This is a genomic window from Cupriavidus sp. SS-3, assembly GCF_035818815.1.
In the GTDB taxonomy this organism is placed as follows: Bacteria; Pseudomonadota; Gammaproteobacteria; order Burkholderiales; family Burkholderiaceae; genus Cupriavidus; species Cupriavidus taiwanensis_C.
Window position 1 is genome coordinate 179713 of sequence record NZ_JAYLVT010000006.1, and the last position, 17693, is coordinate 197405.

General features: G+C 68.8%; 14 protein-coding genes. 9 read left to right on the top strand and 5 right to left on the bottom strand.

Annotation, left to right across the window (positions count from 1 at the left end; all coding sequences use genetic code 11):
* The first annotated feature begins 115 nt into the window (after positions 1-115).
* Positions 116-379 carry a hypothetical protein gene (locus U9J39_RS11995; RefSeq protein WP_115713445.1) on the top strand — a complete coding sequence of 88 codons (264 nt, stop codon included), beginning with the start codon at positions 116-118 and terminating at the stop codon, positions 377-379.
* Positions 380-402: 23 nt separating this feature from the next.
* Here the strand turns inward: U9J39_RS11995 and U9J39_RS12000 are convergent, their stop codons facing one another.
* The 3 genes from U9J39_RS12000 to U9J39_RS12010 all read right to left on the bottom strand — a co-directional run bounded on the left by U9J39_RS12000 (position 403) and on the right by U9J39_RS12010 (position 3785).
* Positions 403-1980: a phospholipase D family protein gene (locus tag U9J39_RS12000; protein WP_116314287.1), complete on the bottom strand. Its 1578-nt coding sequence runs from the start codon at positions 1978-1980 to the stop codon at positions 403-405.
* A 142-nt stretch (positions 1981-2122) separates the two neighbouring features.
* On the bottom strand, positions 2123-2695 hold the full coding sequence (locus U9J39_RS12005; RefSeq protein WP_115713443.1) for a superoxide dismutase family protein: 573 nt from the start codon (positions 2693-2695) through the stop codon (positions 2123-2125).
* 154 nt (positions 2696-2849) lie between these two features.
* Entirely contained in the window at positions 2850-3785 is a 936-nt protein-coding gene (locus U9J39_RS12010) for a LysR family transcriptional regulator (RefSeq protein ID WP_326347127.1), read from the bottom strand.
* A 417-nt stretch (positions 3786-4202) separates the two neighbouring features.
* Here U9J39_RS12010 and U9J39_RS12015 point away from each other — a divergent pair, with 417 nt between their 5' ends.
* The 6 genes from U9J39_RS12015 (at position 4203) to U9J39_RS12045 (ending at position 13378) form a co-directional block, all read left to right on the top strand.
* Positions 4203-5111 carry an alpha/beta hydrolase gene (locus U9J39_RS12015; protein WP_115714255.1) on the top strand — a complete coding sequence of 303 codons (909 nt, stop codon included), beginning with the start codon at positions 4203-4205 and terminating at the stop codon, positions 5109-5111.
* Positions 5112-5340: 229 nt separating this feature from the next.
* Entirely contained in the window at positions 5341-6582 is a 1242-nt protein-coding gene (locus U9J39_RS12020; protein ID WP_115683149.1) for an efflux RND transporter periplasmic adaptor subunit, read from the top strand.
* 219 nt (positions 6583-6801) lie between these two features.
* Positions 6802-9987, top strand: coding sequence for an efflux RND transporter permease subunit (locus tag U9J39_RS12025; RefSeq protein WP_115713441.1), 3186 nt, complete (start codon positions 6802-6804; stop codon positions 9985-9987).
* An 88-nt stretch (positions 9988-10075) separates the two neighbouring features.
* Positions 10076-11593 carry an efflux transporter outer membrane subunit gene (locus tag U9J39_RS12030; protein WP_172581831.1) on the top strand — a complete coding sequence of 506 codons (1518 nt, stop codon included), beginning with the start codon at positions 10076-10078 and terminating at the stop codon, positions 11591-11593.
* Between the two features lie 106 nt (positions 11594-11699).
* Positions 11700-12821: a YbhB/YbcL family Raf kinase inhibitor-like protein gene (locus tag U9J39_RS29450; protein ID WP_115713440.1), complete on the top strand. Its 1122-nt coding sequence runs from the start codon at positions 11700-11702 to the stop codon at positions 12819-12821.
* A gap of 89 nt (positions 12822-12910) precedes the next feature.
* Positions 12911-13378: a DUF2127 domain-containing protein gene (locus U9J39_RS12045; protein WP_115683145.1), complete on the top strand. Its 468-nt coding sequence runs from the start codon at positions 12911-12913 to the stop codon at positions 13376-13378.
* Here the strand turns inward: U9J39_RS12045 and U9J39_RS12050 are convergent.
* Positions 13330-15141 carry an ExeM/NucH family extracellular endonuclease gene (locus tag U9J39_RS12050; protein ID WP_326347128.1) on the bottom strand — a complete coding sequence of 604 codons (1812 nt, stop codon included), beginning with the start codon at positions 15139-15141 and terminating at the stop codon, positions 13330-13332. The genes U9J39_RS12045 and U9J39_RS12050 overlap by 49 nt on opposite strands.
* A 154-nt stretch (positions 15142-15295) precedes the next feature.
* On the opposite strand from U9J39_RS12050, the gene U9J39_RS12055 reads away from it, so the two are divergent.
* Both U9J39_RS12055 and U9J39_RS12060 read left to right on the top strand, forming a co-directional pair.
* Positions 15296-15586 carry an antibiotic biosynthesis monooxygenase family protein gene (locus U9J39_RS12055; RefSeq protein WP_115683143.1) on the top strand — a complete coding sequence of 97 codons (291 nt, stop codon included), beginning with the start codon at positions 15296-15298 and terminating at the stop codon, positions 15584-15586.
* A 9-nt stretch (positions 15587-15595) separates the two neighbouring features.
* A complete protein-coding gene (locus tag U9J39_RS12060; RefSeq protein ID WP_115683142.1) occupies positions 15596-16234 on the top strand; it encodes a CDP-alcohol phosphatidyltransferase family protein in 639 nt (212 codons plus the stop codon).
* A gap of 81 nt (positions 16235-16315) precedes the next feature.
* Here the strand turns inward: U9J39_RS12060 and U9J39_RS12065 are convergent, their stop codons facing one another.
* Positions 16316-17620: an MFS transporter gene (locus U9J39_RS12065; protein WP_326347129.1), complete on the bottom strand. Its 1305-nt coding sequence runs from the start codon at positions 17618-17620 to the stop codon at positions 16316-16318.
* Between the last annotated feature and the right edge of the window lie 73 nt (positions 17621-17693).

Genomic DNA, 17693 nt, shown 5'->3' on the forward strand with positions numbered 1-17693 from the left:
CCGAGCCCGCCCCCGGACTTTCCCCCATCCCGGCAAAGGTCAGCAGCAGGCCTGCTACAGTGTCATGGCCGCCATGCAGGCGGCCATGACAAAAGAGCTTTCGGGGAGACAGCAGATGAATCGCAAAGGCCTGGTCGACGCCGCCATGGCGCTGGAAGACCTGGCGGCCGGCAACACGCCCGCGCCCGCCCAGGTGGCCGCGGGGGCCGCCGCTCTGGAGAAGATCCACGCCGATTTCCCGGCCTGGCGCGACGTGGGCGATGCACTGTTCGGCCTGAAGGCGCTGGCCGGCGGCAGCGGCATGGGGCTGGACGAGAAGGGGCGCCAGCGCGCCGGCCGGCTGGCCGATGTGGTACGCAGCCTGATCGACCAGATCTGACCGCCGGGCCCGGGCGGCCACTCCTACAGCATCGACTCGATCGGCAGGATCGACAGGAACCAGATGCCGAGACGGCGCCACCAGCTGGTGTTGGGCTCGGTATCGTGGCGGATCACTTCATCGCCGCGCCGTTCCAGCCAGTACAGCTGGCCGGTCTCGTCCAGCCTGACCTGATAGGCCGCTTGCGGGACCACGCTGGCGAAGGTGGATTCGATCCGGCCCGCCAGCGCGGGGCTGTCGATGATAAAGCCGAGTTCGGTGTTGAGCATGGCCGAACGCGGATCGAAGTTGAACGAACCCACGAAGACCCGGCTGCCGTCGACCGCGAAGGTCTTGGCGTGCAAGCTGGAGCCCGAGCTGCCGAAGGGGCCGGCGCGCTCTTCCTTCTTGGGCGGCGCGGCCGCGCGCCGCAGTTCGTACAGGTCCACGCCGGCCTCGAGCAGGGCCTTGCGCCGCTTGGCATAGCCCGAATGCACGGCGGCCACGTCGGTGGCCTCCAGCGCATTGGTCAGCACGCGTACCGCGACGCCGCGCTTGGCCATGTCGGTGAAAAAAGAGGTGCCGCCGCTCGAGGGCACGAAGTAGGGCGAGATCAGGTCGAGCTCGCGCTGCGGCTCGCCCAGGATCTCGCGCAGCTGATGCGCCACCAGCGTGCGGCGCGAGGCTTCGCCCAGCGCCTTGGCGGGGTTGTCGCTGACCATGCGGGTGCTTGCCCACTGGAATTGCAGCGTGCCGTCCAGCATCCGCTGCACGTCGGGCAGTTCGCGCACCGCGGCCAGGTAGGCCGTCGCCGCCGGATTGCGCTCGACCTCGCGGGCGTGCCCGGCCAGCGCCTGCAGCCGTTCCACGCTGACCGGCGGCAGCAGACGGTCGACCGGGTAGGCCGAGGCGCTGGACCAGTAGCGGTCGAAATCCTGCGCCACCTCGCCGGCCGCGGGGCCGACGGCAATCACGTCGAGGTCGGCGAACAGCACGTCGTTGGTGGCGCCAAAGTATTCGTCGCCGACATTGCGCCCGCCGATGATGGTGGCAACGCCGTCGGCGGTGAACGACTTGTTGTGCATGCGCCGGTTCAGGCGCCGGAAATCCGTCAGGAAATTCAGTGCCTTGGGGTGGCGGATCACGAACGGGTTGAAGAGGCGCACTTCGACCTGCGGGTGCGCGTCCATCGCGGCCAGCAGTTCGTCCATGCCGGCAATGCCGTTGTCATCGAGCAGCAGGCGCACGCGCACGCCGCGATCGGCGGCCTCGTGCAGGGCCTCGAGCAGCAGCGTGCCGGTCAGGTCGTCGCGCCAGATGTAGTACTGCACGTCAAGCGTGCGCTGCGCGGTGCGCGCCAGCTGCACGCGCGCGGCAAAGGCGGCGTAGGCGTTCTGCAGCGGATGGATGCCGCTCAGCCCCGGGTGGCGCGCCACTTCGCCGGCCAGCGCCTGGCCCAGCCGCGTGGCCTGGGCTTCGGCCGGCGTCAGCGCAGAGGATTCGGTGCGGGGATTCAGCGGCGGCAGTGCGCAGCCGCCGAGCAGGGCGGCGCAGCACAGCATCAGCGAACCGGCGCCCAGGCGGCGGTGGGGGACGAATGCGGCGTCGGTCGGCAATGGCATTGGGCGTCGGGACGGCCCCTTTGCGGAGCCCTATGTGTTGCGGCGATGGCGCCATGTTGCCATGCCGCGCCGCGGGCGTCGCGATTCGGGCAGCCCGGCGAGCCCGGACACATCTGGTCCAGGCCCGCTGACCGCAGCGCGCTCAGGACGCCGCCACCACGCCGCAGGCAATGCGGCCGCCGGCATTGCCGGTGGGCTGCGTCTTGTAGTCGTCCGGATCCTTGTGCACCACGACCGCGCGGCCGATCACGCTGTTGGCGCCGGTGCCTACCGACAGCGACGGCAGCAGCATGCTGACGCGCACGTTGCCGCTGGCATCGGCGGTGACGTTGTTCATGTCGCCGGCATGGTGGTCCGGCATGGTCATCTGCCCGTGGGCCTTGCCAGTCGGGTTGAAATGCCCGCCCGCGCTCATCGCGTCAGGCGCGGAGCAGTCGCCTTTCTCGTGGACGTGGAAGCCGTGGACCGAATTGGGCGGCAACCCGGTAATCGCGGCGGTCATCATCACGCCACCGGGTTGCTGCTGGAAGGTGACGGTGCCGGCGGTATTGGAGCCGCTCTTGGGCTGCAGCGTGGCCGAAGCCCTGGCACCGCTGGCGGCGCCGGTGGCGGACGGCTGGGCCGCGGACGACGAAGGCATGCCGGAGCCGGCGCAACCGGCCAGTGCCAGGGTTGCGGCAATGCACGCCGCCAGGGGGAGGAGCACTTGTTTCATCGGAATCCTCTTCTTGTCGTGATTTCGGAAGAAACAGTATAGGTCGGCGGCCGCTGAACGGATTTCCGGTTTTGTCCTACATGCCGCCTGGCATACGCGCCGCTGGCGGATCGCCCCAGCGCAGGTTGGTCACGCAGGTCGGCCACGCAACCATTCAGGCCGCCACGGGCAGCGGCTGCTGTGCCGCACCAAAATGCGGATGGCGCGAGAACAGCTCCGCAGCCCAGTTTACGAACACCCGCACCTTGGCCGACAGGTGCCGGTTCTGCGGATACATCGCCGAGATCGGCAGTTCATCGGTCTGCCAGTCGGCCAGGATTTCCACCAGCCTGCCGCTGGCCACATAGGGCTCGGCCATCGCGCGCGAGATGCGGGCGATGCCGTGGCCTTCCAGCGCGCAGCCGAGGTAGACATCGGCGTCGTTGGTGGAAATGGCGGAGGGCAGCAGCACTTCGCTGCGCTCCATGCCGCGCGCCAGCGGCCAGGGCATCTCGCGGCCGGTGCGGTTGGACAGGAAATTGACCGCCTTGTGCTGCGCCAGCTCGGCCAGGTCACGCGGGGTGCCGGCGCGGCTCAGGTAGATCGGCGACGCGTAGAACGCCAGCTGCACGTGGCCGATGCGGCGGGCCACCATGGCTTCGTCCAGCGGCACGCCGACGCGCAGCACCACGTCGACGCCTTCCTGCAGCAGGTCGATCGGCTTGCCGTTGATGGTCAGTTCCAGCTTCAGGTCCGGATAGGCCTGGAAGAATTCATGCAGGTGCGGTACCAGCACCAGTTGCGCCAGCCCGGCGGTGGTGTCGACCGACAGCGTGCCGCGCGGCGAATTGTTCTGGCGCGTCAGCGACTGCTCGGCCTCCTCGACATCGGCCAGGATGCGCACGCACCGTTCGTAGTACGCGGCGCCATCGTTGGTCACGCTGATGCGGCGCGTGGTCCGGTGCAGCAGCTTCACGCCGAGGTGGGTTTCCAGGTTCTGGATCAGGCGGGTCAGCGTGGCCTTGGGCAGGTCCATCGACTCGGCGGCACGCGCAAAGCTGCCGACGTCGACGACCCGGGTGAATGCCTGCATTGATACGAGACGGTCCATGATGAGGTTCCGACGATAGATCCGAACGGCGCGCCGCCCGCGCTCGTGGCGCACGCGGCCTGTCTTGTTGTTGTGATGGGGAGTCTGCCGGTTGCTGGTACGGGACGCGCGCTGGCTGGGCGCGCTGCCGGCATGGGTTCAGTCAGGCGTACGGCGCCGCGGGCGTTCACCCACGGGCCGGGCGCGCAACGGCCTGGCCAACCGCCGCGCGTGCCGAGAGCGGGAGTGAATCACAAAATCCAAGACCTTGTCATGCGTGGGGATTTCGGTTTTCAGACGCATAACAGGCCGGTTTGCGATTATTCCAATCCCGGAACAGTGCATTGGCGATCTCTCGCTTTATCCCATCCTCGTCAATCACCATAATCCGTTGCATCGCAACACTCAAGCGCATTGTCTATGCCGTGCGCCGATGCCATGTCACAGAAGCCAGGCCAACGCTCCGCAGCCGCCAGCGCCGCCACTGCCCCAACGGCAGCCGGGTCGGGACAGGCGCGCGTGGCCGAGCATACGGTGACCAGCGACGGCCGCGAGATCCTGGTGCGGGTGTGCTATCCGCCGGGCTACCCGGCACCGGGCATCGACAGCGCCGCACTGCTGCCCTGGCTGGTGTACCTGCACGCCGGCGGCTTCGTCGACGGCGGCCTGGAGCATGCCTGCCACCTGGTGCAGGACCTGGCCACGACGGTGCCCGCGGTGGTGGTTACGCCGGCGTATTCGCTGGCGCCCGACCACCCGTTCCCGGCGGCGCCCGAGGATGCGCACAGCACCGTGCAGTGGGTGTTGCGCAATGCCCGGCGCCTGAAGGTGGACAAGACCCGCTTCGCGCTGGTGGGCGAGGAAGCCGGCGGCAACCTGGCGATCGCGCTGGCGCAGATGCTGCGCGACCGCGGCACCGCCCAGCCGCGCGGCCAGTGGCTGATCCGCCCGGTGACCGACCCGTGCCTGCAGCATGCCTCCTGCGCGGGTTTTGGCGGCGGTACGGTGCCGATGGAAACGCTGCGCCGGCTGGCCGACAACTATCGCGATTACCTGCCGACGCCGGCCGATACGGTGCATCCGTATGCGGCCCCGGCACTGGCCTCGCGCCTGGCCGGGCTGCCGCCCACGCTGGTGCAGGTGGCCGAACACGACGCGCTGCGTGCCGAAGGCGAAGCCTTCGCCGGGCGCCTGGGCAAGGCCGGTGTGCCGGCCCAAGCCATGATCATGCCCGGCGCCTGCGGCGACGGCGTGGAAGAGGCCCATGACAGCTGTCAGGCATGGGTCGACGAAGGGGCGCGGTTCCTGCGGCGATGTCTGGCCGTGGCCGACGCTACCTCACCTTGACTGAACGCTGCGCTGGCGGGAGCCAAGCCCGCCGGCTGAGCCGCTCCAGACAACCGCCAGCCGGCTCTGTTTCGGCCAGAGCCAGGACCGCAGCGCGCGCCGTGATGCGCGCGGTCCCAAGTCCGACCATCAGTTTGACCATGGTTCCGATCCGCTCGCGCGGACCGGCAGGCGGCGTTCGGCCATTTGCTTTTCCGGTTGAAGAAAACCCGATCCAGGAGTTTGAGAAATGCAGCAGCAGAAGCGACGTACCCTGATTGCCCTCGCCATCGTCGTGGTGCTCGGTGCCGGCGTGGCCGGTTCGATCCTGCGCCCGTGGCACAGCGGCGAAGCCCACGCCAACACGCCGCCGCCGGCACCGGCCATCGAGGTGGCCGCGGTGGTCGGGCAGACCATCACCGAGTGGGATGAATTCTCCGGCCGCCTGGAAGCGGTGGACCGGGTGGAAATCCGCCCGCGCGTCGGCGGCACCATCGACGCCGTGCACTTCCGCGAAGGCGCGCTGGTGAAGAAGGGCGATCCGCTCTTCACCATCGACCCGCGGCCTTATGCCGCGGAAGTGGCCCGCGCCGAAGCCGCGCTGGCCGCGGCGCAGGTGCGCGCGGCGCATGCCAAGAGCGAAGGCGAACGCGCACAGCGCCTGCTGGATGACAACGCCATCTCGCGGCGCGAGTTCGACGAGCGCATCCATGCCGCGCGCGAAACCGGCGCCAACGTGCGCGCCGCCCAGGCGCAGCTGGAAACCGCGCGCCTGAACCTGGCCTACACCCGCATCACCGCGCCGGTGTCCGGCCGCGTGTCGCGCGCCGAGATCACGGTGGGCAACCTGGTGGCCCCCGGCGCGGCGACACCGCCGCTGACCACGGTGGTGTCGGTGTCGCCGATCTACGCCAGCTTCGAGATCGACGAGCAGAGCTACCTGCGCTACACCGCTCCCGGCGCCGGTGGCGGGCAGGCCAACCTGCCGGTCTACCTCGGCCTGGCCAACGAAGACGGCCATCCGCACCAGGGCAAGATCCAGTCGGTCGACAACCGGCTCGATACGCGCAGCGGCACCATCCGCGTGCGCGCGGTGTTCGACAACGACGACGGCCGCCTGCTGCCGGGCCTGTACGCCAAGGTCAAGATGGGCGGCGGCGCGCCGCATGCGGCGGTGCTGGTCAACGACCGGTCGGTCGGCACCGACCAGGGCAAGAAGTTCGTGCTGGTGGTCGACAAGGCCAACAAGCTGGTCTACCGCGAAGTCGAACTCGGGCCCAACTATGAAGGCCTGCGTGTGGTCCGCAAGGGGCTGAAGCCGGGCGAGAACATCGTGGTCAATGGCTTGCAGCGCGTGCGGCCGGGCGACACGGTGCAGCCCAAGGTGGTGGCCATGGCCTACCGCAGCGAACTGGAGCCGCGCCCGGCGGCGCCTGACCGCAAGCAGGCCGCGAGCGAGAAGGGCGATGCGGACGTGAAGCCGGTGAGTTGAGCGCCATGAACGCTTGCTGAGGGTTTGCTCCCCGTCCCCGTGAGGGGAGAGGAAGTACAAGGCCCAGACAAGCCCGGGCGGCGTTGGAGCATCCAAAAACCGCCGGCCTTGCTTGATGTGGCGTGTTGCCAGCGCCCCTAGTTTTGCATCGCTCCCCAGGCAGTTGATGGTGCCCGCCACAAGCGGGCCGCCAGGGGAGCGCTTTTAGCAGAGACCAACATGAATCTCTCGAAATTCTTTATCGACCGCCCCATCTTCGCGGGGGTGCTGTCGGTGCTGATCTTCCTGATCGGTGCCATCTCGATGTTCAAGCTGCCGATTTCGGAGTACCCGGAAGTGGTGCCGCCGTCAGTGGTGGTGCGCGCGCAGTATCCGGGCGCCAACCCCAAGGTGATCGCCGAAACCGTGGCGTCGCCGCTGGAAGAGCAGATCAACGGCGTCGAGGACATGCTGTACATGTCTTCGCAGTCCAACAGCGACGGCCTGCTCACGCTGACCGTGACCTTCAAGCTGGGCACCGACCCCGACAAGGCGCAGCAGCTGGTGCAGAACCGCGTTTCGCAGGCCGAGCCGCGGCTGCCGGAAGACGTGCGGCGGCTTGGCATCACCACGGTCAAGAGCTCGCCCGACCTGACCATGGTGGTCCACCTGGTCTCGCCCAACGACCGCTATGACATGACCTACCTGCGCAATTACGCGGTGATCAACGTCAAGGACCGGCTGGCGCGCCTGCAGGGCGTGGGCCAGGTGCAGCTGTTCGGCTCGGGCGACTACGCCATGCGCGTGTGGCTCAACCCGGAAAAGATGGCCGAGCGCCAGCTTGCCACCGGCGACGTGATCAAGGCCATCCGCGAGCAGAACGTGCAGGTGGCGGCCGGCGTGATCGGCCAGTCGCCGTCGCTGCCGGGCGCGGACCTGCAGCTGTCGGTCAATGCGCAGGGCCGCCTGAGCACGGTGGAAGAGTTCGGCGATATCGTCGTGCGCACCTCCGCCGACGGCGCCGTGACCTACCTGAAGGACGTCGCCCGGATCGAGCTGGGCGCGTCGGAATACGCCTTGCGCTCGCTGCTGGACAACAAGCCCGCGGTGGCGATTCCCATCTTCCAGGCGCCTGGTTCCAACGCCATCCAGATCTCGGATGACGTGCGCAAGACCATGGAAGAGCTGAAGCAGAACTTCCCCGACGGCATCGACTACAGCATCGTCTATGACCCCACGCAGTTCGTGCGCCACTCGATCGAGGCGGTGACGCACACGCTGTTCGAGGCGATCGCGCTGGTGGTGCTGGTGGTGATCCTGTTCCTGCAGACCTGGCGCGCGTCGATCATCCCGCTGCTGGCGGTGCCGGTGTCGATCGTCGGTACCTTCGGGCTGATGCACCTGTTCGGCTTTTCGATCAATGCGCTGTCGCTGTTCGGGCTGGTGCTGGCGATCGGCATCGTGGTCGATGACGCGATCGTGGTGGTGGAGAACGTCGAGCGCAATATCGAGGAAGGGCTGACGCCGAAGGAGGCCACCTACAAGGCCATGCGCGAGGTCAGCGGCCCCATCATCGCCATCGCGCTGACGCTGATCGCCGTGTTCGTGCCGCTGGCCTTCATGACCGGCCTGACCGGCCAGTTCTACAAGCAGTTCGCGCTGACCATCTCGATCTCGACCATCATCTCGGCGTTCAACTCGCTGACGCTGTCGCCGGCGCTGTCGGCGCTGCTGCTCAAGAGCCACGACGCGCCCAAGGACTGGCTGTCGCGCTGGATGGACCGCGTCTTCGGCGGCTTCTTCAAGCGCTTCAACAAGTTCTTCGGCCGCAGCGCCGAGAGCTACGGTCGCGGCGTGAAGGGCGTGATCCGCCGCAAGGGCTCGGTGTTCGGCGTGTACGCGGTGATGCTGGCGCTGACCTGGGGTGTGTTCCAGCTGGTGCCCAAGGGCTTCGTGCCGGCGCAGGACAAGCAGTACCTGGTGGGCTTTGCCAAGCTGCCTGACGGCGCCACGCTGGACCGCACCGAAGACGTGATCCGCAAGATGAGCGACATCGCGCTCAAGCATCCGGGCGTGGAATCGGCGGTGGCCTTCCCGGGCCTGTCGATCAACGGCTTCACCAACAGCCCCAGCGCCGGCATCGTGTTCGCCACGCTCAAGCCGTTCGAGGACCGCAAGAGCGCCGAGCTGGGTGGCGCGGCCATTGCGGCCGAGCTGAACCAGAAGTACGCGGCGATCCAGGATGCCTTCATCGCGGTGTTCCCGCCGCCGCCCGTACAGGGCCTGGGCACCATCGGCGGCTTCAAGCTGATGATCGAGGACCGTGCCGCGCTGGGCTATGAGGCGCTGTTCGAAGCGACCAACGCATTCGCCAACAAGGCGCGCGCCACGCCCGAGCTGAGCGGCATCTTCAGCAACTACCAGGTCAACGTGCCGCAGCTCGACGTCAGGCTGGACCGCGTCAAGGCCAAGCAGCTGGGCGTGCCGGTGACGGATGTGTTCGACACGCTGCAGACCTACCTGGGCTCGGCGTACGTCAATGACTTCAACAAGTTCGGCCGGACCTACCAGGTCAAGGTGCAGGCCGACGCACCGTTCCGCGCCCATGCCGAGGACATCCTGCAGCTGAAGACGCGCAACGCCGCCGGCGACATGGTGCCGCTGTCGTCGCTGGTGCAGGTCAAGCAGGGCTTCGGTCCGGACAGCGTGGTGCGCTACAACGGCTTTACCGCCGCCGACATGAACGGCGGGCCCGCGCCCGGCTTCTCGTCGGGCCAGGCACAGGCCGCCGCCGAGCGCATCGCCGCCGAAACGCTGCCCAAGGGCATCAAGTTCGAATGGACCGAGCTGACCTACCAGGACATCCTGGCGGGCAATGCGGGGATCTGGATCTTCCCGCTGTGCGTGCTGCTGGTGTTCCTGGTGCTGGCTGCCCAGTACGAGAGCCTGACGCTGCCGCTGGCGGTGATCCTGATCGTGCCGATGAGCCTGCTGGCGGCAATGACCGGGGTGTGGCTGACGCAGGGCGACAACAACATCTTCACGCAGATCGGCTTCATCGTGCTGGTCGGCTTGTCAGCGAAGAACGCGATCCTGATCGTCGAGTTTGCGCGCGAGCTGGAGCACCACGGCCGCACCGTGGTGCAGGCCGCGATCGAGGCCAGCCGCCTGCGCCTGCGCCCGATCCTGATGACGTCGTTCGCGTTCATCATGGGCGTGGTGCCGCTGGTGATCTCCACCGGTGCCGGCGCCGAGATGCGCCATGCGATGGGCGTGGCGGTGTTCGCCGGCATGCTTGGCGTGACCTTCTTCGGGCTGTTCCTGACGCCGGTGTTCTACGTGGCGCTACGGCTGCTGGCAACGCGCGGCCAGCGCCGCGCGCAGCCGGCGCAGGTCGAACACCAGGCCGTGGCTTCGGCTGAATAACGCATGCTTGCTCCCTTCTCCCACTGGGCGAAGGGAGCCATCTGGACGGGACCGACCCGCCAGAGCACAGAACAGTCAAGGAATGAACATGATTGCCCAGATCTCAAGGCAGCTGCCCCGAATCGCCACGCTGGCCGCCGCGCTGGTGCTGGCCGGCTGCTCGCTCGCGCCGACCTACAAGGTGCCGGAGACCGCCACCGTGCCGGCCTTCAAGGAAGCCGAGGCCGCCCAGGCCGAAGGCGCGCAATGGAAGACCGCGACGCCGGCCGAGGGCCTGCATCGCGGCGAATGGTGGAAGATCTTCGGCGACGCCGAACTGGACCGCCTGATCGCTGCCGCCGGTGAATCCAACCAGGATCTCGCCATCGCCGCGGCGCGCCTGAAGCAGGCGCGCGCCTTCACCGGCGCCACCGAGGCGGACCTTTACCCGCAGCTCAGCGTGGGGCTGGACCCCACCCGCTCGCAGCCGTCGGCGGCGTCGCAGGGCCTGCCCGACGGCACCCGCGTGCCGCCGCAAACGGTGCTGAAGGCGCGTGCCTTTGCCAGCTATGAGCTGGACTTGTTCGGCCGCGTCGCGTCGAGCGTCAACGCTGCCCGCGCCGACGGCCAAGCCGCGGAAGACCTGTACCGCTCGGTGCAACTCGCACTGCAGGCCGACGTGGCGCAGGCGTATTTCGCGCTGCGCACGCTGGACAGCGAGCGCAACCTGCTCAACGCCACCATCAAGCTGCGCGAGGATGCGCTGTCGCTGCTGAAGAAGCGCTATGACGCCGGGGAAACCACCGACCTCGATCCGGCGCGTGCCGAAGCGGAACTTGGGACCGCGCGTGCCGACCTGGCCGGCATCGAGCGCCGTCGCGCCAACCAGGAGCATGCCCTGGCGGTGCTGACCGGCGTGCCGCCGGCGGCGTTCTCGCTGCCGGCGAGGCCGTTCGATGCCGCGCCGGTGGCGGTCCCCGCCGGGCTGCCGTCCGAGCTGCTGGAGCGGCGCCCGGACATCGCCGCGGCGGAGCGCCAGATGGCAGCGGCCAACGCGCGCATCGGCGTGGCCAAGGCCGCGTTTTTTCCGCGCATCACGCTGACGGGGCTGTTCGGCTTTGAATCGGCCGACCTGTCCAACCTGTTCAAGTGGTCCTCGCGCACCTGGATGCTGGGCCCGCTGATCGGATCCAGCATCGCGCAGACCGTGTTCGACGGCGGCCGCAACAGCGCCAACCTGGCCGGCGCCCGTGCCGCCCACGAGGAAGCGGTGGCGAGCTACCGCCAGACCGTGCTGGTGGCCTTCCGCGAGGTGGAAGACAGCCTCGCGGACGTGCGCTGGCTCAGCCAGCAGGCCGGCGCGCTGGACAGCGCACTCGGCGGCGCCAGGCGCGCGGCGCGCATCTCGCGCAGCCGTTACGATGCTGGCGCGGTCGACTACCTGACGGTGATCGATGCCGACCGCACCGTGCTGCAGTCGCAGCGCGAGGCCAACCAGGTTGCCGGCCTGCGCGCGGCCGCCACGGTTTCGCTGGTGCGTCGCCTGGGCGGAGGCTGGGGACCGCTGCCGGCATCCGTGGCCGCGGCGCCTGCGGCCGAGGGCGCCGCCGCCCCGGTGGCGCGCTGAGCCACGCACGGGACTGGCGCGATGCCGGGCAGTCACTACACTGTAAGCATCGCGCCATGCGCCAGGGATGCACGGGTGCGTCCCGGTTGCGTCCGGTCCCGCTGCCATGCTTGTCCGACACAGGAAACTGCTCTGGGGTTTCGTCTTCGCCGCGGCCACGGTGGGCGCGCTGCTGGCACCGCTGCCGGGGCTGGACCGCACCGCCATCCATGACGAGGTAGTGATCGCGCGCCCGCTGGCGCTGGTCTTCGATTTTGTCGCGACCCCGCGGCACTGGCCCGCCTGGCATCCGGCCTCGCTCGGCGTGGCGGGCGCCACCGACCATCCGCTGGAGCGCGGCGAGCGCGTCGCCGAAACGTTCATGCTGGCGCGGCGCGGCGGCGTGGTGGTGTGGACGGTGATCGAAAGCCAGCGGCCGCGCACGTGGTCGATCGAGGGCGTGGCCGCGGGGCGCCGCGTCGGCACCATCACCTACCGGCTGACGCCCGCCATCCCCCCCTCGCTGACGCCGGCGGCCGAACGCACGCGCTTCGAGCGCGAATTCCACTACCGTTCGCCGACGTTGCTGTTTGCGCTGATCAATCGCCTGATGCTGCGCGACCAGTTGCAGGCCGAGTCCACCGAAGCGGTGCGCCGGCTCAAGGCGCTGCTCGAGGCCGAGCCGCCGCCATCGCAGCGCGGCGCCTTGCGCGCGGCACCGATCCGGCCTAAGTTGGAGCCATTGCGCATTGCCTCCAGGGAGGCCCGTATGCCGTTCCAGCTGCAATCGACTGCATTTGCCCCGGGCGGCGCGATCCCGGCCCTGCACACCTGCGAGGGCGCCGATATCTCTCCGCCGCTGGCCTGGAGCGGCCTGCCGCCCGGCACGGCAAGCCTGGCGCTGATCGTCGACGACCCGGACGCGCCCGACCCGGCCGCGCCGAAGATGACCTGGGTCCACTGGGTGCTCTACAACCTGCCGGCCGACACCGCCGCGCTTCCCGCCGACATCGCCAGGGCGGGGCTCCCGGCTGGCACGCGCGAAGGGCTCAACGACTGGCACCGCGCGGGCTACGGCGGCCCGTGTCCGCCGGTCGGCCGGCACCGCTATGTCTTCAAGCTCTATGCCCTGGATGTGGCACTGCCCGACATCGGCAAGCCGGACAAGGCCGCCCTGGAGCGATCGATGCAAAGCCACGTGCTGGCCAAGGCGGAACTGATCGGCACTTACCAGAAGTCACGCCCGTAGGCGGCGCGCCCGGGGCCCACCCAGCCCTCGCGTTTGGCGATATTGCACAATACCGGCTTTGCAGATCTTGCATCGACCGGAGATACCGCATGGCAAAGCAGGGCGCACTCGGCCTCAGGAGCATTGCGTTGTTCGAAGCGGCCAAGGGGCTGCTGGTGATCGTGGCCGGGCTGGGCCTGGCTGCCCTGCTGCATCGCGATGCCCAGGCGCTGGCCGAAGCCATCATCCAGCGCTGGCATGTCAATCCGGCCAGCCGCTATCCCACCATTTTCCTGTCATTGCTCGAGCATCCCGACAATGCGCGCCTGTGGGCCATCGGCGGGTCCGCCGCGGTCTATGCGCTGATGCGCTTTGCCGAGGCTTATGGGTTGTGGCGCGGGCTGGCCTGGGGCAATTGGCTTGGGGTATGGTCGGGCGGCATCTACATTCCGCTGGAACTGTACGAGGCCCTGTTCCATCCCAGCTGGCTGCACGGCACGCTGGCCGCGGCCAACCTGCTGGTGGTGCTCTACCTGGCGCGCGGGCTGCTGGCGAAGTCGACCACCAAAGGGTCGTGATCGGAAGACCGGTACGGGTCGGGCGCATAGAAGGCCGGCGCGGCGCTTGAGCCCGGGGCTGTGGCATAGGAGAAGGCCACGGGCTCGTCGGCATTGATATGCCACGCATGTACGGCCACCACGTGGGCCGCGGCCGTGGCGTCGGCGAGTACATGGTCCAGGTAGCCGGCCTGCGCCGCGTAGACGTAGCTGTAGGCGTTCGGACCGGCAAAGCGCGCCACCAGGTCGGCGTAGCCGCGCCGCGCCAGCAGGCGTATCGGGTCTTCCATCGCGTAGCTGTTCAGGTCGCCGATCACCAGCACGCCCGCGTCGGCGACGCCGGTCGGCGCGGTGCCCAGCCAGCGGGCCAGGGTGTCGGCGGCCTGTACGCGCGCGGGATTCCAGCAGCCCTGGCTGTCGCCCTGGTCGGCTTGCGCGCCGGCAGCCTCGACGCAGTTCTTGGATTTGAAATGGTTGACCACCACCGTCACCGTCGCGCCACCCGCCGCGGCGCGGAAGGTGGCCGCGAGCGGCTGGCGGCTGCGCTCGCCCAGCCATGTGGTGGCCACCCGGCCGGCGGGCAGCGCGGTGCGCGCGTTGTACAGCAGCCCCACGGCGATGGCATCGGCGCCTAGCGCGGGGGTGCCGGGAGCGGCCACGCGCCAGTCCGGCCCCAGCAGCGTGGCCAGCTGGCGGATCGCGCCGGACCGGCCGTAGCCATTGTTCTGGACCTCCATCAGGCCGATCACGTCGGCGTCCAGGCCGCGCAGCGCGGCCACCAGCTTGGCCTGCTGCCGTGCCAGCGCGGCCGTGTCCTGCGCGCCGCGGTTGCCGGGCGCATCGAGGCCACCGCCGTGGCCATCGCCATTGAAGTAGTTCTGCAGGTTGAAGGCCGCCACGCGCAGCCCGGTGGCGGGATGCCGCGGCGGGGGAGCGGGGCGCGGGTTGGCGCGTTGGTACCCCAGTGCGCCGGTACCGCGCGCCGGCTGCAGCCGCCACTGTCCGTGGCGTCGCTCCAGCACGCCCTGCACGCCGGTGACGGTATCGCCGGCGCGCAGCGGATGTTCGGCCGACAGGCGCGGGGACGGGTAGGGCACCACGGCGGGAAACTGGCGTGTCGAGCCATCGTCAAGCAACAATCGGTTGCGCGCGTTGGCTGCCGCGGCTTGCCGCGCGGCTGGTCCCGGCAGGGCCTGTTGCGTGGGTGCGAGCGGGCGCCCGTGGCTCAGCACCACCGTGCCATAGCGGCCCAGTTCATGGGTATCGCTGACCGTCAGCGTCTGCGGCAGGCGAACCAGCATGCCCTCCATTGCAGCCAGGTCCGACTCGCTGGCAAGCGGCAGCGTCAGCGTCCGCGGCGCCACGGACAGGCCCTGCGCGCACACCACGGGCGAACCTGACAGCACCAGCTGCGTTTGTCCGAATCGTTCTTCGATCCTTCCGGACACGCGCACCATGTCGCCCGCATTGGCCCGGGCGCGTGGCGCGTAGACAAACAGTCCCTCGGGCAGGCCCGGCCGATGCACGCGTTGCGCGTCCGCGGTCTGCAGGAAGAAGCCGCGCAGGCCGCCGTCGCCGCTGAAGTCTGCCGTGACGATGGCCTGGACTTCGACCGTGCGACCGGCAAGCGGCGAGACCTGGCCGGGGCTGCGGATATCGGCCAGCGCGGTCGCGGGGCTGTCGCATGGCTGCATTGCAGCATCCGCGCCGGACGGCAAGCCCATCAGGCAGGCCAGGTACAGGGCGGGCAGCACAATGCTGCATTCAGGCAGGGGCGGACGCATGGCGGTTTCGGCAGGTCGAGGCAAGGTGGACGATGCTAACCCCTGCTTGTAACGGAATGCTTGCCGCGGGCAAGTGACGTCGCGATCGTGCTAAGGTAGTAGAGACTCGCCGGTACCCGACCGGCGCCGGCAACCACTTCATCGCCACGACGACATGATCAAGGAAATCGCGCAAATCACCATCAAGCCCGGCATGGACAAGCAGTTCGAACAAGGTGTGAGCCAGGCCACGCCGCTGTTCCTGCGCTCGCACGGGTGCCACGGGGTGCAGTTGTTCCGCTCGATCGAGCAGCCCGACCAGTACACGCTGGTGGTGGATTGGGAAACCGTGGACGACCATATGGTGCTGTTCCGCGAATCGCCGGAGTTCCAGCAATGGCGCGGCCTGGTTGCGGAAACCTTTGCCGCGCCGCCCAACGTGCACCACGAGTCCAAGGTCCTGTAAGCCCGCGCCATGAACACCCGGCCCGAACGCCCCCGCCATTTCTCGATGCTGCGCGAACTGCAGCTGGCCGATGTCTTCACGCTCGGCAACGCGGCCTGCGGCATGGGGTCGGTGTTCTTCGCGATGTTTTTTGTCGCGGAGCAGCAGCTGGCGCATTTCTATACGGCCGCGGCGCTGGCGCCGCTGGCCTTTATCTTCGACGTGCTGGACGGCCGCATCGCGCGCTGGCGCCATGCGCATTCGGCACTGGGGCGCGAGCTGGACTCGCTGGCCGACGTGATTTCGTTCGGCGTTGGCCCCGCCACGCTGGCCTTTGCCGCCGGCATGCGCGGCGGCTGGGACCTGGCGGTGCTGATCTATTTTGTCTGCTGCGGCGTCAGCCGGCTGGCGCGCTTCAACGTCACCGCCGAATCGCTGGCGGCCGGCAGCGACAGCGGTAAGGTGGCGTACTTCGAAGGCACGCCCATCCCGACCAGCGTGCTGCTGACTGCCGTGCTGACTTGGTGCGCATCGCAAGGCCAGCTGGGCGGTGAACTGCCTGGCGGCGCATGGGTATTAGGCCCCGCCGTGCTGCATCCGCTGGTGCTGCTGTTCGCGCTGTCGGGCACGCTGATGGTCAGCAAGACCCTGCGCATCCCGAAATTCTGAATGGCCGGCGCACATGGCGCCGGCAATCTCTCATTTTCGTCCTTCTCTGCCAGCTCTGAGGCGAACAGCGCCTCGCCTTGCTCAGGCGCGCGCACCCTCCGTGGCCACCCCCGCACGCTGGCGGCTGACCATCAGCGCCATCAGCGCGGCCACCAGGCAGGCCGCGCCTGCCGCGTAGAGCGCCGGCGTATAGGTCAGCAGCAGCGTACGGCTCAGGCCCGCGCCGAACGCGGCCACCGCCGCGCCGATCTGGTGTGCCGCGAAGATCCAGCCGAATACCATCGGCGCGCGCTCGCGCCCGAACGCCGTGGCCACCAGCTTGACCGTCGGCGGCACGGTGGCAATCCAGTCCAGGCCGTAGAACATCGCAAAGATCGACAGTCCGTACAGCGTGAAGGTGGAATGGGGCAGCCAGAACAGCGACAGGCCGCGCAGCGCGTAGTACCAGAACAGCAGCTTGCGGCTGTCGTAGCGGTCGGAGAGCCAGCCTGACAGGATGGTGCCGACAAAATCGAACGCGCCCATCATCGCCAGTGCCGAGGCCGCCGGTACCGGACCCATGCCGAAGTCGCCGCACAGCGCGATGAAATGGGTCTGGATCAGGCCGTTGGTGCTCAGGCCGCAGATGAAGAAGGTGCCGGCCAGCACCCAGAACGCCTGGGTACGCGCTGCGTCGCGCAGCACACGGAACGGGCCGCTCAGCGTGAACGGCACAGCGGGCTGAGGTGCGGACGGCACTGGCGTGGAGGCCGGGACTTCGCCGAACGCGGCCAGGCCGACATCGGCGGGGCGGCTGCGCATCAGGCCGAATACCAGCAATGCCAGCACCGCGCACGCCGCCAGCACCGGCAGCACCGCCACGCGCCAGCCCATTCGTTCGATCAGCCAGGCCGCCACCGGCAGGAACGCCAGCTGCCCGGTGGCGGCGCTGGCCGTCAGGATGCCGATGACCAGGCCGCGCCGCGCGCTGAACCAGCGGTTGGCGACCACGGCCGCCAGCACCAGCGCAGTCAGCCCGGAGCCGACCCCCAGCATCAGGCCCCATGCCACAAAGAGCTGCCACAGCTCGGTCGACACAGTGGCCAGCGCCATGCCGCCCGCAATCAACGCCAGTGCGGCACAGACTACGTTGCGCACGCCGAAGCGGTCCATCAGCAGCGCCGAAAACGGCGCCATCAGCCCGAACAGCGCGAAGCGGAACGCCAGGATCGATGAGATCTGGTCGGTGTTCCAGCCCATCTCCCTGGTCAGCGGCTGCAGGAAGGCTCCAGGCAAGCCCAGCGCGGCCGAGGTGGTGAGCATCACCAGGAAGGTCAGGGCGGCAACCAGCCACGCGTAGTGGATGCCGCGCCGGTCGAGCCGGCGGGAAAGGGCTTGCGCAAACATGGGGCTCTCGTAGTGGGGAATCGCGGGACGGTTGAAAAACGCAAAGGAAGGGCAGTCCAGCCGCGCGCGGCGG

What these genes read in the sequence shown, in the direction of transcription:
- U9J39_RS12005 (WP_115713443.1), bottom strand. Translation starts at nt 2,695, where the DNA reads ATGAAACAAGTGCTCCTCCCCCTGGCGGCGTGCATTGCCGCAACCCTG.
- U9J39_RS29450 (WP_115713440.1), top strand. Translation starts at nt 11,700, where the DNA reads ATGCTTGTCCGACACAGGAAACTGCTCTGGGGTTTCGTCTTCGCCGCG.
- U9J39_RS12055 (WP_115683143.1), top strand. Translation starts at nt 15,296, where the DNA reads ATGATCAAGGAAATCGCGCAAATCACCATCAAGCCCGGCATGGACAAG.
- U9J39_RS12020 (WP_115683149.1), top strand. Translation starts at nt 5,341, where the DNA reads ATGCAGCAGCAGAAGCGACGTACCCTGATTGCCCTCGCCATCGTCGTG.
- U9J39_RS12015 (WP_115714255.1), top strand. Translation starts at nt 4,203, where the DNA reads ATGTCACAGAAGCCAGGCCAACGCTCCGCAGCCGCCAGCGCCGCCACT.
- U9J39_RS12045 (WP_115683145.1), top strand. Translation starts at nt 12,911, where the DNA reads ATGGCAAAGCAGGGCGCACTCGGCCTCAGGAGCATTGCGTTGTTCGAA.
- U9J39_RS12050 (WP_326347128.1), bottom strand. Translation starts at nt 15,141, where the DNA reads ATGCGTCCGCCCCTGCCTGAATGCAGCATTGTGCTGCCCGCCCTGTAC.
- U9J39_RS12060 (WP_115683142.1), top strand. Translation starts at nt 15,596, where the DNA reads ATGAACACCCGGCCCGAACGCCCCCGCCATTTCTCGATGCTGCGCGAA.
- U9J39_RS12010 (WP_326347127.1), bottom strand. Translation starts at nt 3,785, where the DNA reads ATGGACCGTCTCGTATCAATGCAGGCATTCACCCGGGTCGTCGACGTC.
- U9J39_RS12025 (WP_115713441.1), top strand. Translation starts at nt 6,802, where the DNA reads ATGAATCTCTCGAAATTCTTTATCGACCGCCCCATCTTCGCGGGGGTG.
- U9J39_RS12030 (WP_172581831.1), top strand. Translation starts at nt 10,076, where the DNA reads ATGATTGCCCAGATCTCAAGGCAGCTGCCCCGAATCGCCACGCTGGCC.
- U9J39_RS11995 (WP_115713445.1), top strand. Translation starts at nt 116, where the DNA reads ATGAATCGCAAAGGCCTGGTCGACGCCGCCATGGCGCTGGAAGACCTG.
- U9J39_RS12000 (WP_116314287.1), bottom strand. Translation starts at nt 1,980, where the DNA reads ATGCCATTGCCGACCGACGCCGCATTCGTCCCCCACCGCCGCCTGGGC.
- U9J39_RS12065 (WP_326347129.1), bottom strand. Translation starts at nt 17,620, where the DNA reads ATGTTTGCGCAAGCCCTTTCCCGCCGGCTCGACCGGCGCGGCATCCAC.